Origin of the sequence: Psychrobacter sp. KFRI-CH2-11 (genome assembly GCF_038239325.1) — a bacterium.
In the GTDB taxonomy this organism is placed as follows: Bacteria; Pseudomonadota; Gammaproteobacteria; order Pseudomonadales; family Moraxellaceae; genus Psychrobacter; species Psychrobacter celer.
In genome coordinates, this window is record NZ_CP151283.1 from 1,598,480 (window position 1) to 1,615,312 (window position 16,833).

Here is a 16,833-nt window from a genome sequence, read left to right on the forward strand (position 1 = left end):
TTGTGGAGAGACATTGTAGAAAAAAGCCGCGCCAAAAGCAATGAGCAATCTACAAATAGGCAGATTATCTTTATTTGCCATTACTGAGCGCGTCGGCGACGTCTACGGGGTTTTCACCTGAGGCTTGTTTGGCGCGTGACGTTGGATTAAATAAATCATCTACGCTGTTTTTATAGCCATCGATATTATAATAATCGTATTTTTTTAATATATCCTGTCCTGCGCTCGATAGCAGAAAGTTACGAAAGCTGATGGCAATGCTATTATCGGACAAAATCACCCCATCTAAGCTTTTTTCATCTATTAATGCGTAGCTAAATGTATTTAAAATGCGCGCTTCTTGATTGTCTGTTTTGGCTTTAGTGGCACTTTGACTCATCTCTGTATCTGCCGTTTGATCTTGAGAGGTGGTGCTGGCTTGCTTGTTATTAAACGTATTTTGCATCAGCGCTAGCTGGGCTTGCAAAGGCTCAAGGCGTTTGGCTGTCAATCTACCGTGGGCGATGATGATGTCTGTACCGATGTTTGAGGTAGGCTGCTCGGCAGCCATGTCGCTATCTGCTAATTGCAAGAGCGCATGAGAGGGTACGTAATTGGCCAAAACTTGTACGTGCGGATAGCGAGACTCAAAGCTGACAATCACATCATCCAAAGGCACTTGTAGGCGCTCTTCTGCTTGCACATACAAGGTGGAGGTTGATATATCGTCCTCTTCACTCTCTGCCGTTATGGCTGACGCTTCATTATTGTTTGCCATAATCGGCAAAGGGTCTATGTTTTTACGGTTACTGATCCACAGCCACGTAAAAATGGCGATAAAAACGATGAGCAGTAGTAAAATTAGCCCAGCCAGTAGCAGCTTGTAGTCTTTCATATATGACTGCTCTTCTTATAATCGGTAGTGAATGGTCAAGGTGGCACTCAGATAACGAAAAAATCAGACTTCGAGATCAGAGTGCGCCCTAAGATAAGAGCTGCTGCTATCAGGTTATTATCCCTAAAGCGACTGATGCAGCACTTCCTCTGCCAAATCTGCCAGCATGTTTGCAAAGATATCCGTCGTGGCATCGGTATTTACGGCCGAATCGTTGCTGCTTGGACTGTTGGTTTTTAGGCGGCTGGGCGCGCTGGTATCATCATTTTTGCTCGCCGCTGCTGGGTGATAGTGTGAAGGGGAAGTGGGTTTGTTGTCAATGGTTTTTACTTGATGAGCGGCAAGCGGCGACTCACCTGTTGATAGCTTGTCTTTGAGCCATTTAAAGCCATGTGCCTGCCACCATGCTTCAAAACGTGACAGGGAACTACCGTGGACGGCGGCGGGGAGGTTTAGAGTACGAAGTTTTTGTGCCAGTATCGGATCGCTGATGGCTTGATGAATGCTCAAGTAGAGTCCGCTACTATCGTCGGTATAAGGCTTTCGGTTTTGCCAGGCGTTATCGTTGATTCGCATACGTGGCAGTTGCCAAAGTTCGCCGCGATAATAAACGACGTACAGCCGTTTTTTTGGATGAACGAAAATGGCATCAATAGGGCGCAGGGGCATAGTAGTTGTTTATCTCGTTGACAAAAGAGTTAAGGTGAAAACTTAACGACATCCGTTGTCGCAGGCTGTCTTGCTGAGCAGATGATATACTGGCAAACCGCCATAAACAATGGCACACTGATCGGCAAGTGACGCATCTTGCGCTTTTTATCGTTATCAAGCTGCTTTATCATGCATTCTGATATCGACATTATGCTAGCAGAAATGTAACAAGCGAACGACCATCAAATATGAATTGATGAGTGTCGTCGGCAGCATTGCTATTATGCTCTGCACCATGACAGGCTGTGTTTGCACGTTACCGTACCTTATCGTACCTAGTATGCACCCGTCGCCTCGTTATTTTATTATCACTCCAATTAGATCGCCTTTATGTTTAAAATCATTCAGTCCCACCGTACCGAGCTGTTGGTTGAGCAGTTGTTAGTTGCCTATAAGTCCAAAAACCAACCCGTCTTTGAGAAGTTTGTGGTCATTGTGCCATCCATGGTGCTTGGTGATTGGCTAGATAAGTCTATTGCAAGTCAAGCGGGTATCAGTACCTTAGTGACGACGACTTTTTGGGGTCAGTATCAGTGGACGTTGATGCAAGATGTGTTGAGCCGTCACAATGCTTATTTGCTAGAACAAAACCCTAATGCGGCCACACTGAATGTACCTGAGGTGGCAGTGTTGTCGCCAACGGTGATGCAGTGGCGCTTGTTTGGGTATTTGACTTATTATCAAGAAGCCATTGTCGCTGATGAAAAACATCCCGTTTATCCACTGCTGGCATCTTTGATTGATGAGCTGCAAGAAGAAGTGCAGCAGGATAAGGCACAGCAAGACGCGCGCATTTGGCAGCTGGCAAGTGATTTGGCGAGGGTGTTTAACCGCTATTTAACCCACCGTGAGGACTGGCTAGATCTCTGGTCGCATGATAAACCGCTGACTGTAGAGGCGCTGATCGCTGAAAAGGATGCTCTGTCCCTGCGCTTCGATAAGTATGCGCGAGGCACGCCTGATTGGTTGGTGGCGCATTATGTAGAGTTAGAGGTCGCGCAGCGTTTCTTATGGTCGCATTTGTTTGCTGATGTGCATCAGCACCGGGTGGCGCTTGAGGATACCTTTTGGTCAGCGCTAGAAAGCAACAAGGCAAATGAACGCGCGCAACTGCCCAAAGTGCTGCGCATTTTTACCATTCAGCAGCTACCACAGACCGAGCTCGACTTTTTGCAGCGCTTGTCACAATACATGGATATTACGCTACTACACTATAATCCGTCTAAGCTGTTTTGGGCGGATATCGTAGACAAGTCGTGGCTACAGCGTCAGCAGATTATCAACCCTGAAAGCGTGTTTTTGCGTGATTATGGGCACAGTTTGCTATCGCGTTTGGGCAAGCAGTCGCGCGATACTTTTGCGATGCTTGCAAATTTATCGGGTAATGAGCAATACCAAGATGCACTCGTCGAGTGGCAGGACATCTTTAATGAGGGCGATGATAGCAATAAGGGCTTGAGCGATGCGTTTGGTATTGATTTTGATGACAGTGGGCAACAAGTGCAAGACAGCCCAAGCCTATTAAAACGTTTGCAAAATGATGTATTGATGCTAGATGAGCAGTCTACCCAGCAAGCGACCGCAGCCAAAGTCTCGCAAGAAGTCAGTGAGCAAATAGAGCTGTCTTTTGATCAAGTTGATCAAAAACCGCAAGAATCGGCGTGGTATGACGATGAAGTGTTAGAAAACAAGCGCTTTGAGAAGGAGCGTTTGTGGGCGATGTCTGCACAAGACAATAGCCTAAGCATTCACTCATGCCATAGTCTACAGCGTCAGCTAGAAGTGCTGCGCATCATGATCGGGCGCTGGCTCAATGAACCCTTAGCATCTGGTGAGAAAAAACGCCATATATCCGATATTGTCGTGTTGCTGCCCGATGTTGAGCGGCATCATGCGCTGATCAGCTCTATATTTGTCAATGGCAAAGGTCAAGATGGCCTGACGCTACCTGCTAAGGTGACGGGGGTGGTTGATGCCGATATTCGCCAGCTATGGGAGGCTATTATTGGTTTTTATAAGTTATTAGGCAGTCATAGCGCCCGCTTTGAAGCGGCTGAGGTGCTTGATTGGCTGATGCTGCCACCGCTGTATGAAAACTTCGGCTTAACCCATGAGCAGATGAGCCGTGGTTGTGATCTGCTGATCGAGGCAGGCTTTATCCGCGGTTTTGATGAGTGGCATCTTAAACAAACTCTAGATAGCCACGACTATGATTACCGATTTACCTTTGCTCAAGCGCTAGATAGATTGACACTCGGTTTGGTGATGCCAGAGGCCAGTTTGAGCGATTGCTTATACCCTTTGGCACAGGAGGACTGGCCAAGCACTGCCTTGCCAGAAATGAGTCTGCCGCTGCCACAAGTGAGCCTAAATGATGCGATTATCATTGAAGCGCTTTGCCGTATTTATGCAGGCTTGACTGCGCGCCGTGATGACCATACACAAAAACTCAAAGCCGAGGACTGGCTGGCGCAGATTGAGACACAAGTGATTCATCGCTACTTCGGTGATGTCGATCAAACCCGTACGATGCGCGCCATATATAACGCCATGAATGGCTTTAAATCAAGCCTGAGAGCCAATCGCCACTATCGGCAGTATGCCAGTAGCGATAGTGCCAACAGGGAGGTAGAACACAGGCTGGCAGGTGTCGAGCAGTTGCCGCTTAAGCTGAGCTTTATGCTGGACAGTATCGAGGCGGAGCTTGAGAGTCAGCAGGTCAGTGCCGAGCCGACTGGAGTGATTACTTTTGGTCGATTTGGGGCGCTCAGAAACGTGCCTTTTGATTTGGTAGTGATGCTCAATATGGATCTGTCTGAGTTCCCGGGGCGCGACCGTGATAATCGCTATGATTTGATGAAAGCTGCCAATGCTCGCCGCGGTGATAGAGTCAGTGAAGATGACGATAATGGTGCGTTCTTAGACGCACTACTGTGTGCGCGCAGTGCGTGCTGGATATTTTATAATGGTCAAAGTCTGACAGACACCCACGAGCACCTGCCTGCCAATCCAGTCAGTGAGCTGTTGCAGTTTTTGCAAGGCGAGGTGCAGTGGCAGGTCAACTCGCTTGAAGCCTTAGACACGTTAGACGCATTGCCTGAGAATGTTGATTCTACCACCGAGAGCCTTAAGCGTTATTTACCCAAATTGATTAAGCAATGGCTGGTGACCGAACATCCGGCACTGCCGTTTCACGAGAGCTTGTTTGAAACAGATAGTGAAGAAGCGAATGCTTTACTTCATCCCAACCAGAGCGAGAGCGTCGATAAAGACAAGACAGATGCGCTGGATGCTATTTTGCATACCGCCATGCGCCAAACCAAGCTTGCGCAACAACGCCAATTTCCGCCCGCACCGCTGTGGCAAGCGGTGTTTCATACCTTAAGGGATAGTGTATCTTATGAGCAGACAGAGCTGGTTGGTTTGCCGACTAAGTCCCAGTATGAAGCCATCGCTCAGCTGCTTGGACACTCTCTAGGTCAATTGGGGCAAGTAGACAATCAAACCTTAGCGGCATTGGCTGAGATGCTATCACTAGACGCAGAGTCTGGTATAGACACCATTGATATCGACGCTATGTTTGATACGGTGTTTAATATTGAAGAGATAGACGTTGAAGGCGCATTGGCCTATCAAGTGCGTCATCCTGCCAAGGCGTTTTTGCGTACGCAAAAGGTGCATGTGGTGCAGGGCGAGGAAGCGCTGGCGCAGCAAGAGCCGCTATTTTTAGATAATCTGACAACTTATCAGATCAAAGCGCATTTGCTCCATGAGCTGGCGAGCGATGCCGCTAATAACCCTGTTGATAGCGCATACAAGCAAGACCGCCCAATTTTAATGTACCAAAAAATCATGCCAGCAGGGGTGGCGCGGCAAACGACCTTGCCCAACCAGCAGCAAAAACTGCAGCAGCAATGTCAGGAGTTTAAAGAGCAGCTAGTTGCTAATGGCTTGGACAATGATTTGGATAATGCCCAGCTAGTTGATGGAAATGGTATAAGTGGTTTGCTGCTACTGACCCCAACGATCGAGCATCCCGTTCAGCTAGCGCTAGCATCTGTGCTAACTGGTGCTAGTAATGAGGCTGATGATACGCTATTACTAAAGCTATTACCTAAAGTGGTTAAAATAAAAGGCTCAGTACCAACATCAGTACCGATAGATGCTAATAATCCTCATGCTAATCTACAGGCTGGCGTATCCTATGCCGAGCAATCCCCCAAGCAGTGGTTAAACATACTGCCCAATTCTGCCAGTCCCAAGCATTTAATCAAGTTTTGGTTGTCACATCTGTATTGGCAAGTTGCCAGACGTACCACTGCTGAGCAAGTGGCTCTAAATGATGGCATGAGTATTTGGCGCTTTAATAAGCCAAGCTCACAAGTTAAAAGGTATGAAAAAATAACCGCCTTTCAGCTCAGCCCTATTGTGTATGAAGATGCCGTAGCTGAGCTGATAAAGTGGGCGATATTTGGCAAGCTAGTCGGTCAAGTGCCGATTACCTTATTGCCAGAATATGCGCTCAGTTATCTTGATAAGTGCGCAAAAGCGGCAGAGAGTAAAGACGAAAGCGGCAGTTATTGGCCAAAACGTGCAGATTTCTTAGATTGGCTAAGGCCCAATTATCCCGTAGATACGGTATACGATACCTGCTCGCAGCATGCCATTTGGCAATACGTACTGCGTGATCAGGACGCGTTTAAAGCCCTATCAGCAGCCTTAACGACGTTAGCACAGCCGCTGTATGAGCCAATGTTCACAGCGCTACAAGGTCTAGATAGTTAGCTGGCTAGTTGATTGCTTACTAGTTGTTTACTTATTATTTAACACGGTTCGTTTTTTACCCTTTGGTATGACAAATAATAAAAAGTGTACGCCCCTATGAAAGAATTTACTGCCACTACTCACACAATGGATATTTCTACCCAATCACTTGCATCCGATGCATGGCAGGATATGGATGACCGTGAGGGTACGCATGATGACATGACTAAGCCTAAGAATGAGGCAGAGGTGATACCAGCGATTGAGGTGGCATTGACAGGTCGGCATCTTATCGAAGCATCAGCCGGTACGGGTAAGACTTGGACACTTACGGGCATCGTACTGCGCTTGCTCATTGAAGCACGGCGCGCGCCAGAGCAAATCATTGCAACGACCTTTACTCGCGCTGCGGCAGCCGAGATGCGTCAGCGCATTCATGATCGTTTGGTGGATTTTTATCAACTGCTGCAATGGGTCAATAGCCTGAGTACCAACCCTGCAAATAAAGAGCATTTATATCCATCCATCCTACAAGTGACGCCAGACAGCGATAAAGATAAGGAGAATAGTCAGGTAAGTCAGCACGCAGACACGGATACGACTGCTAAAAAAGACGCTGATGAACTCAACCAAGACATTGCTTATGACTATGGTAAAGCCCATGACAAAAAAGCCGCGGCCAAAAAACGTGTACAAGCAAAACAAACTCGTGAAAAATGGCTAGTCGCGCAGGCAAAAGATGCGCGCTTAGATGACATCATGCAAGATCCTATCAATCTGCATCTGGTTGGCTACTTGCTTGATCATGTATATAGCTATCCGATGACAGAGGCGATTCGCCGCACGGCGCTGGTATTAACCACCTTGGACAAGCTGTTTGTCGGTACCCTCGATAGTTTGGCGCAAAAGTGGCTTACAGAATACAGTAGCGAGACAGGCCACCAACAAGGCATGGCCATTATTGACGACAGTAGTATCGAGCAAGTGACGGACAGTATCATTCATGATGAGCTGCGTCAGTTTCAAAGCCGACTGTACCATGAGCAGCCCAAGCTTTATGCATTGATGCATCAGCAAGGCAAGCTGACGGCGGTGGGCGACCACAAGGGCTTTGTCACGCGTTCGCTGAATTTTATCTCTTCGCCGATTGATGAGGTAAGGCTAGCAGATTTTGATTTTAGTCTATATGAGCAGCTATTGCATGAGTTTTCGACATTGGATTTGGCAGATATTCAGCCGTATTTAAACCCTGATTATCGAAAGTCTCAAGGGTTTAATGGTGGTTCCAATTTATTCAAGCAATTTGATGCCATTATTGAGGTGCATCAAAAAATAGCGGAACATCAGCTGGCGTTTACCAGTTATTTAAATGAACGTGAAAATAAGATTCTTACCTCATTGCAGGATTCTAGATATCCCAATGAAGAAGGTAAAATTAAGAATTTTAATAAGAATAGAGAAAAAGAGCATGAAGCGTTTTTCGCATTAGACACCATTAGCAAGCTCATGGCTATCTTAGATATGGTTGACGGTTTAAATCAGCATATTGTGATGTTGCTGGCCGATCTCAATCGCCATATCGTGCTGGCGGTGCGTGACAGACTGCCGGTTATCTTAGAAGAGCGCGGTGAGACCACCTTTAGCTTGCAGATGGTACGGTTAAACCAAGCATTGACCGGTCGGCAAGGAGAGAAGCTGGCGCGTTATATTCGTCATCACTATCCCGTGGCATTGATTGATGAGTCGCAAGACATCAATGGCGAGCAAGCCATTATGATTGAAAGCATCTATCTGCCGAAGCGTAAACCGTCGGCCAATGATAAGCATGCTGCTAGCAATAAAGCCAACCATGAGTTTTTGCTATTGGTAGGTGATCCTAAGCAGGCCATTTATGGCTTTCGCGGCGGTGATGTCGCCAACTATAACTATATGAAAGCCCAGTTTGACAAAAGCAGCCTATGGACGCTCGATGTTAATCGTCGTTCAAACGCCAGTGTGATTAATGCCCTAAACTGTTGGTTCGGTATGCCTGCGCCAGTGACTCAAGAGAATAGGCTGGCACAGTTAGGTAGTGGTATTTATTACCAGCACATTAAAGCTGAAAAGCAAGAAAACCAGCTGTCTTGGTTTCGTCAGCCAGACATGCCAAACAGCGACCTAAATAGCGACTCGGTAGATGATTTAGTAAATGACGTGCTCTCTGCTCAGCCCGTAAGTGTATTGCACCTGCCTTATGATAAAGCACTTGAGTACGACGAGTTTGAGATCACAGCGCGTCATATTGCTACCTTGCTCAGCAGTGGTCAGACACTTAAAGGCAAGCCTATTCAACCGAGCGATATCGGCGTGCTGGCACGTGCCAAAAAAGACTTAAAGCAAGTCGAAGACGAGCTTGTCAAGCTTGGTGTGCCGACTCTGACCACCAGTGATGTCAGTATCTTTGAAACCATTATGGCAGAGGATGTGGCAGCGCTGCTAAGTGCCATGCTATACCCGTATCGTCACGATATGATCAATCGGGTGCTGACCAGTCATTTATATGGCCTGAGCATCAGGGATGTCAAAGCCATGATGACGGACCATGAGTCAGGGGTTGTAGATTTAAATAGCGCTAATACACAAGCCATTGATAATAAGAAAGGCTATCAAAACTTTATTAGCTATTTAAAAGAAGGCGCCCAGCGTTGGCAGCACTTTGGCGTATTATCGGCCATGCATTACTTGTTGGACAAAAGCCCTGTACAGCCGCAAGGCGTTTGGCAAGCACTAGCCGCGCATCCAGAAGGCGCACGTCATATCATGGATTTGCGCCATGTGATGGATATCTTGGCGCAGTATGGTATCGGCATGGGTGAGTATGAGCTGCTAGCGTGGTTTAGACAGAACATAGATAGCGCGCCGAGCAGTGATTGGGCTAAGCAATACCCGCTACCGACAGAGTCTGGCGTGCAGCTAATGACCATTCATAAGTCTAAAGGACTAGAGTTTCCCATTGTCTATGTGCTGGGTATGGACGATGCCAGTAGAAAATCAGGTAATAAAGAAGACTATGGATTGTATCTCTATAACGCGCAACAAAACCCTAGCCAGCAATATGCTACTCAACAAGATGCTGTTCAACAAAGTCAGTCAGCGTTGGCGCAGCAATCGACAGGCAATCAGCGCCGATTCTCACCAGTACAAGACTCTGCGACCACAGACGGCTACTATACCGATATTGAGACGCAGGAGGGCTTTGATGAGCTGCGCCGGCTTGGTTATGTCGCCTTTACGCGCGCCAGTGAACAGCTTTATGTGGTATTAAAAGACGCCTATAAAAATATTGATTGTAAATTCAGGCCAGTGTGTTATTGGTTTGACTCCGAGGAGGCCAAGTTTGAATTGCCAGATAGGCTCAAAGGCATTATAGGCATGATTAGAGGGCATAAGATCGATGCGTTTTATCGTGATAACTGTGCGACAGCAATAAGCTCGTTGACGAATAATGGCGCGCTTGCCTCGACTAAGCCCAAAACCGAGCCTATTCAGTATGAAGATTTTTCAGAGGTTATGAAAATCAATTATTTTTATGGTTGGGCCAAGACCAGTTTTACCGCCTTGGCTCGTCAGTTAGATGAGTCGGCGCAGACGCTGGCTATCATGGACGAGCGTATAGATGATGCGGTAGATATTGAGGTTGATATTAATACAACCGAAACGTCAGTTTCACCGCCCCTGGATGGTCATGCACCAGATAGTTATGAGTCTGCCGCGCAAGTCGATCAGGCAAGTCTCAAGTCAGAGGATGATATTCGTTTTACCTTTGTCAAAGGTGCCAATGCGGGTACATTTTTGCATGAGATATTTGAAAAAATTGATTTTGGCAATAAATCGCAGTGGCCACAGGTTATCGATAGGGCCGTCAGTAGCTATCAGCTGCCGCTGGTGTATAGCAGTGCTGAGACCCAAAGCCGTCGCCTACAAGCAAAGACGCAAGACAAAGGTGGTAGTGCGTCATTAAATACTGATTTATTGGATTCGGAGGCGATCGATGTTAGTAAGCATGAAGCGCTCATTGGCTGGATAGAAGAGGTGCTACATACGCCGCTCTTAGCGTCTGATCAGCCGTTACACGCTATTGACGCAGGTCATAGGTTTGCCGAATTAGAGTTCAATATGGGGCTATCAGAGCGATTTAAAGCACAGGATATTAATAGACTCTTTGAGCAGTACCTGCCTAATGAAACCGATAAGCACGTCAATCTTGTTCCGCAAAACAAAGCGCATTTGTATCGTTATTTACGTGGTGAAATCGATTTGGTATATGAGCATGCGGGCAAGTATTATGTCGTCGATTATAAAAGTAATTTTTTAGGAAATAGCCTAAGTGATTATGACGAAACCACGCTCAAGCGAGCAATGTCGAAAGCGGGGTATTGGTTACAAGCCGCCATTTATCAAGTGGCATTGCATCGGTTTTTGTCGATGCGAATTGCTGATTATATAGGCAATGAAGCTAAGTATTTGGGCGCGGTGGAGTATGTCTTTTTACGAGGCGTATATGATCCAGCTGCCCCATTAGCTATTGAAGCAGAAGATGTTAATACCCTTGACGGAAGCAACTCAATGCATAGTAATTCAATGAAGCATGAATCAATAAGTAGTGCCCGCTACGGATTGGTGACTTGGGACATACCCATTGATTTTATTAAGGCTTTAGACACGTTGTTTGGCATACCAAATTAGCAGTCTATAGTTTATTAAATCTAAGGATAACATAATGCTGCTAGGATACTTTTTTAAAGCCCTAAATTGAACTGATTATATAAATATTATAGAGAAAAACACACCATGAGTAATAATAACAATAAAAGTAAGGCTGATATCAGCACACAAGAAAGCTGGGCCAGTAATATCAGCGATTATATTTTACTACGCCGTCATCAAACGCAGGTGGCCTATAGCAAGGCCGATGCAACGGCTAAGGACAGTAGTGCAAAAGTAGACTCAGCATCAGATAGCAGCTTATTTGCCGCTTTATTTACTATGTTAGCTGCGCATTTAGAAGAGGGGCATACTGTACTCACCATTCAGGAAACTGAGCATGAAGCGCCGCATAGTGGTCAGATTGGTGGCGAGACAGTGACACTATATGCGTGGCAACAGCAGCTGTTAGAGATGCTAGCAATGCCGCTTATTGCCTTGATTGACACTCAAATAGCGGTTCAATCAGAGGTTGATATTACGGCTGAGGCATCAATATTTGTGTTGCTGGAGAATTTGTTTGCTAAGCAAGACCAGCTATGGGCGCAGCTGGCACTTAGCAATCATGAAAAAGAGATGTTGGTTAAAAGGTTTCATGCAGTAGCGGCACTCTACCAGTTATTGAAAAATAGCAACTTAACGTTTTTTTATAAGTTAATCGATGAGCACACTTTGTTCGCTGACGTCAATGTTAACGCAAACCATAATGAAAATAAAAATAGCCTAAGCAAAAATAATCAACCTATCGTTTATCAGCACATTAACGACAAAGAGGCTGATAAACACAACGCAGCAATCACGTTTTGGCTGCACCGAGCGTGGCAAGCAGAATTTAACTTAGCGGCGCGCATCAATACTATTTTAGACCAACAAGTAACGCCGCTTGAGATAGCAATACCTGACAACCTTCACGAAAATCAGATAAAGGCGATTGATATCGCCAATAAAAATGCCTTTAGTATCATTACAGGTGGCCCAGGCACGGGCAAGACTTACACCGTGGCGCAGCTGGTGATGGCATTGCAGCAAGCGACAGAGAGTAGGGGGACGGCGCATGAAAAAATCAAGTTTAGTACAGACAGCGCTAGCCTAGCGTTAGCCGCGCCAACGGGTAAAGCGGCACAGCGTATGCAAGAGTCTTTGCAAGCCGCGTTAGACGCCGCGAATGTCGAACTACAATTACAAGAAGCCAAAACTATTCATCGCTTGCTAGGTATCGGACGTACGGGCAGACCGCGTTATGATGCCAATAATCCACTTGGCGAGGATATTATTATCGTCGATGAAGCATCGATGCTAGGGGTGGAGCTGGCGAACTATCTTGTGAGTGCGGTAAAGCCTGGCGCAAGGCTGATATTATTAGGAGATGCGAACCAATTGGCTGCAGTAGATGCAGGGGCGGTATTGGCTGACTTATGCCGTATTCCGCGGCTGCAGGCGATTCATGCGGAGCTCACAGAGAGTCGCCGATTTACCGCTGACTCTGGTATCGGTAAACTTGCTTATCAAATCAACAAAATAGAAACAGATACGCAGGCTATTTGGCAGTTGTTAAAGCATGATAAGGCGCTGGGCTTTGAGTATATAAACAATATCAATAGCTTACCAAATTCATTAGCTAAAGACATTGCTACAATAAATAGCCTAAGCAATAAAGAAAAAATTTCGAAAACAACTAAACATTACAACCCATACTTAAATAAAATCAAAACTCTCCTACAAAACCCAATGGAAAAATCCGTACCAAAATCAGTCAAAACAACCATTACCTCACTAATGAACACCTTCAATCAGTTTCGAATATTAACCGCTGGCCACAATGGTGAGTGGGGCGATCACTATATCAATAACTACTTTACCCAGTGGCATCTTGATGAGCTAAAGCTGCCTCTAGGTCAAAACACTTGGTTTCATGGGCGCCCTGTCATGATTCTACAAAACAACTACGAGTTAGGGTTATTTAATGGCGATATTGGTTTTTGTTTGCAGACGGACGATAATCGCAGCCGACTTGAGGTGTTTTTTGAAAATAAGGAGCAGGGGATTGATGTTAACTTGCTCAATGAAGAGGTTATCGCCACCGCTTATGCGATGACCATTCATAAATCCCAAGGATCAGAGTTTGATCATGTAGTCATTACTTTTGACAATAGTCATGCAAGACTGCTGAGTAAAGAGCTGATTTATACCGCTGTAACGCGTGCCAAAAAGCAAGTAACTATATACAGTACAAAACACGCACTAGAAAAAGCTGTCCAAACACCCACTGAGCGCCATACAGGATTAGCCTTACAGTTTTAGAGTTACTACTAAACATTTAGGCAAAAAAAAGCATCCGATTAGGATGCTTTTAAAAATACCAGCAGCTTAAATAAAGCGCTTATGCTTCTTCTTTAATGGCATAAATACCTGGTAGGTGACGCAGATAACCATGGAAATCCATACCGCAGCCATAAACATAACGGTCTGCAACGTTGATACCGACAAAATCTACATCAAACTCAGCAACTTTGCGATCATGCTCTTTATTTAGCAGCACACAGCACTCGATAGACAGCGGTTTTTCTTTACCAAGTTGCTCTACGATGGCTTTTAGGGTGATGCCCTCGTCAAAAATATCATCGATCAGCAGTACGTGCTCTCCTTCGATACTGACATCAGGCTTAAATTTCCAGTCTAGCTCATTGGTACCTTCGTTATCACGGTAGCGTGAAGCATGGATATAATGCATACGATGATAAAAAGTCAAATGGGTCAGTAGTTGACCAGCTGGAATCAATCCGCCGTTCATAACGACCATGACGATAGGATTTAGGCCAGCGTAGTGCAGGTTGAGCTGAGCGGCCAGGCGCTCATAAGCTGCGGCAACTTCGATACTGCTAATAAGGCACTCTGAGTTGCGTAGGGTTTTTTCGATTTCTTGGTTACTAATTTGGGTCATGGGTTGCGCCTTTGATAAAAGTGCCGCCTATTTTAGCAAATTTTACTAAATTTGCCCAACACTACAGCCTTAATAAAAATATAATATTCGCTATTCTGGCTTTTTTACGATAAAGGGGCGGTAATAATTGGCCAAACGGTTTAAGGAAGTATCTGGCAAGTCGGGCAATAGCTTGTTTAATGCCATAGACATGCCTTTGTCGATGGCCGCTTTGGCAACGGGCACAGATTTGCGTTTGATCATGCCAAGCTTTAAGGTTTCAGCATAGCGGCTGACAAAGTGTGTCAACGTTTCCTCGTTCATGGTTTCAAGCGCGGTTTTAAAGGTTTTCATATCTGTATGCTCGGGCGTAATCGCTGCAAAGCCTTTGTCGATGGTCATGGCGTCTTTGTCAGACAGCTGAAAACCAATGCGCTTGATACCATCATTATCGATAAACGTCGCTCGATCTCTTAAGAAATGAAAGCTGGGTAGCACTTCTTCGTTGTTTTCTTTACCCAGTAGGATATTTAATAGCGTGTCCGTCGCTTTTTCAACGGTGCCGATCACTTTGCGCATGGCTGCTTGACGCTCAGGGTTTGGAATAGTGTCCACTAAGCCGACGAGTAGGTTGTCAATCAGGTCACGCGCGGTTTGGTGAGTCAACGCGTCGCGATAAGGGTAGTAATCTACTGACTCATTTGATTCAACCACTTGCTCTGCTTCAGTAATAAGCGCTTTTAATTTTTCTGAAGGAACGAATCCAAAATAGTGTGTCATGCTAACTCCTTTATTTGTTGTTTTTAACGTCTTACTACTGTTGTAACCTTCAATAAATCAGTTACTATCTAAGGCATGTCTTTTATCAAAACATACAGGAAGTGAAGACATACTTATAGATAGACAAAGAAAAATTCATCAAAATTTGTATTCATTTATCGAGCGTCTTAATCTTACAATATCATATGAAAAATCGGTGCTATCAATCAATGATCAGCTGCTATGTCTTTGATAGCAATGTTCTGAGGCTTTCATCGCTCACTAATTTAGCATACTTTTTGGATTTTGATTTAAAAAGCTTGAACTCATAAGGCTATCTAATACTTGTCTAGGGAGAGATAAGATGAATAGTGCTATTGTACTGCTAATCGCAGTTGCCGCCATGCTCTGCGGCTATGTGTTTTATTCAAAGTTTATCGCCACAAAAATTCTGGCATTGGACAACAGTCGTCCCACGCCAGCTCATACGATGAAAGATGGGATTGATTACGTCCCTACCAATAAGTATGTATTGTGGGGCCATCATTTTACCTCAGTGGCAGGGGCGGCACCGATCATCGGTCCGGCTATTGCAGTGATTTGGGGCTGGGTGCCTGCCATCATTTGGGTGGTGTTGGGGACTATTTTTATGGCGGGTGTCCACGACATGTCCGCTATTTGGGCGAGTATGCGTAATCGCGGTCAGTCGATTGGCTCTATCGCTGGTACGGTCATGGGCACACGTGTGCGCAGCTTGATGATGGTCGTGATATTTTTATTGTTATTGATGGTCAATGCGGTGTTTGGTGTTGCTATCGCCAATATGATGATTAAAACGCCGTCTGCTGTACTACCAGTATGGGGCGCGTTAGTCGTGGCCTTTATCATCGGTCAGTGTATCTATCGCTATAAGATGAATCTGGTTTGGGTATCTATCATTGGCGTCACTGCTTTATATGGGCTGATTTATCTTGGTCCTATGTTCCCTGTGGTGTTACCTGAGACCTTTATGGGTCTTCCTGATAATGCGCTGTGGATCATTATCTTATTTACTTATGCGGCGATTGCATCGTTATTGCCAGTGTGGATGCTATTGCAGCCGCGCGATTATATCAATGGTTTGCAGTTATTTGTCGGTTTGGTTTTATTGTATGCGGCAGTATTTATCGCAACGCCAAACATCGTTGCGCCAGCCGTCAATACCGCACTGCCAGTCGGTACGCCTTCACTATTACCATTATTATTCGTGACTATTGCTTGTGGTGCTATTTCAGGGTTTCATGGATTGGTGGCGACTGGGACGACCTCCAAGCAGATCGATAAAGAAGAAGATGTGCGCTTTGTTGGGTATTTTGGTGCACTGGGTGAGGGGATGCTGGCGCTCGGTGCCATTCTTGCGGCCACTGCCGGTTTTGCCAGCTTAGGAGATTGGCAAGCGGTTTACCAAAAATTTGGTGACGGCTCTGTTGGGGCGTTCATCGATGGCGGTGCCACTATACTCAATGCCGGTGTGGGTATCGATATCGTGCTATCCCAGACCATGCTTACCGTGATGGCAGCTTTGTTTGCTGGTACTACGATGGATACTGGTGTTCGCTTGCAGCGCTATATATTCCAAGAGTTTGGTGAGATTTATAAACTACCAGTCCTAAATAAGAGTGTAGTAGCCACGTTACTCGCTGTTGGAAGCTGTCTACTGCTGGCATTTGGTGCAGGTGGCATTGATGGCGCAGGCGGTATGATTATATGGCCACTATTCGGTACGACCAACCAGCTCATGGCGGCCTTAACCTTGATGATCGTCACAGTTATCTTACTGCGTAAAGGTAAGCCTGTCTGGTATACCTTAGCGCCTTTGTCATTTTTGCTGATCATGACTGTCTTTGCCTTATTAATTCAGCTAAAAACATTCTTTAATGATGGTAATTGGCTACTCATTATTATGGATATTGTCATTTTAATCGCCACGATTTTAGTGACGTTTGAGAGTCTGTCGGTACTGCGTAAAGAATGGACATCGCATAAAGGTAAAACGGACTCCTAGTTAAGGTTAGAACCTATC

The 16,833-nt window shown here is 45.6% G+C and carries 8 protein-coding genes; 4 read left to right on the top strand and 4 right to left on the bottom strand.

Annotation, left to right across the window (positions count from 1 at the left end):
* Nucleotides 1-70: 70 nt before the first annotated feature.
* Both AADH33_RS06675 and AADH33_RS06680 read right to left on the bottom strand, forming a co-directional pair.
* A complete protein-coding gene (locus tag AADH33_RS06675; RefSeq protein ID WP_348548361.1) occupies nt 71-874 on the bottom strand; it encodes a hypothetical protein in 804 nt (267 codons plus the stop codon).
* A 123-nt stretch (nt 875-997) separates the two neighbouring features.
* Nucleotides 998-1,543: a hypothetical protein gene (locus AADH33_RS06680; protein ID WP_348548362.1), complete on the bottom strand. Its 546-nt coding sequence runs from the start codon at nt 1,541-1,543 to the stop codon at nt 998-1,000.
* Nucleotides 1,544-1,915: 372 nt separating this feature from the next.
* Here AADH33_RS06680 and AADH33_RS06685 point away from each other — a divergent pair, with 372 nt between their 5' ends.
* The 3 genes from AADH33_RS06685 (at nt 1,916) to recD (ending at nt 13,393) form a co-directional block, all read left to right on the top strand.
* Nucleotides 1,916-6,370 (top strand): exodeoxyribonuclease V subunit gamma, encoded by a 4,455-nt coding sequence (locus AADH33_RS06685; protein WP_348548363.1) that lies wholly within the window; start codon nt 1,916-1,918, stop codon nt 6,368-6,370.
* Between the two features lie 96 nt (nt 6,371-6,466).
* Entirely contained in the window at nt 6,467-11,074 is a 4,608-nt protein-coding gene (locus AADH33_RS06690; RefSeq protein ID WP_348548364.1) for a UvrD-helicase domain-containing protein, read from the top strand.
* 105 nt (nt 11,075-11,179) lie between these two features.
* Nucleotides 11,180-13,393 (top strand): exodeoxyribonuclease V subunit alpha, encoded by a 2,214-nt coding sequence (gene recD, locus AADH33_RS06695; RefSeq protein ID WP_348548365.1) that lies wholly within the window; start codon nt 11,180-11,182, stop codon nt 13,391-13,393.
* Nucleotides 13,394-13,472: 79 nt separating this feature from the next.
* On the opposite strand, the gene AADH33_RS06700 is transcribed toward recD, so the two are convergent.
* Together AADH33_RS06700 and AADH33_RS06705 are read right to left on the bottom strand one after the other, a co-directional pair.
* On the bottom strand, nt 13,473-14,033 hold the full coding sequence (locus AADH33_RS06700; RefSeq protein WP_348548366.1) for a hypoxanthine-guanine phosphoribosyltransferase: 561 nt from the start codon (nt 14,031-14,033) through the stop codon (nt 13,473-13,475).
* Nucleotides 14,034-14,123: 90 nt separating this feature from the next.
* Nucleotides 14,124-14,792, bottom strand: coding sequence for a hypothetical protein (locus AADH33_RS06705; RefSeq protein WP_207969741.1), 669 nt, complete (start codon nt 14,790-14,792; stop codon nt 14,124-14,126).
* Nucleotides 14,793-15,135: 343 nt separating this feature from the next.
* Between AADH33_RS06705 and AADH33_RS06710 the strand changes: the two genes are divergently transcribed.
* A complete protein-coding gene (locus tag AADH33_RS06710; protein WP_348548367.1) occupies nt 15,136-16,815 on the top strand; it encodes a carbon starvation CstA family protein in 1,680 nt (559 codons plus the stop codon).
* Nucleotides 16,816-16,833 lie beyond the last annotated feature (18 nt).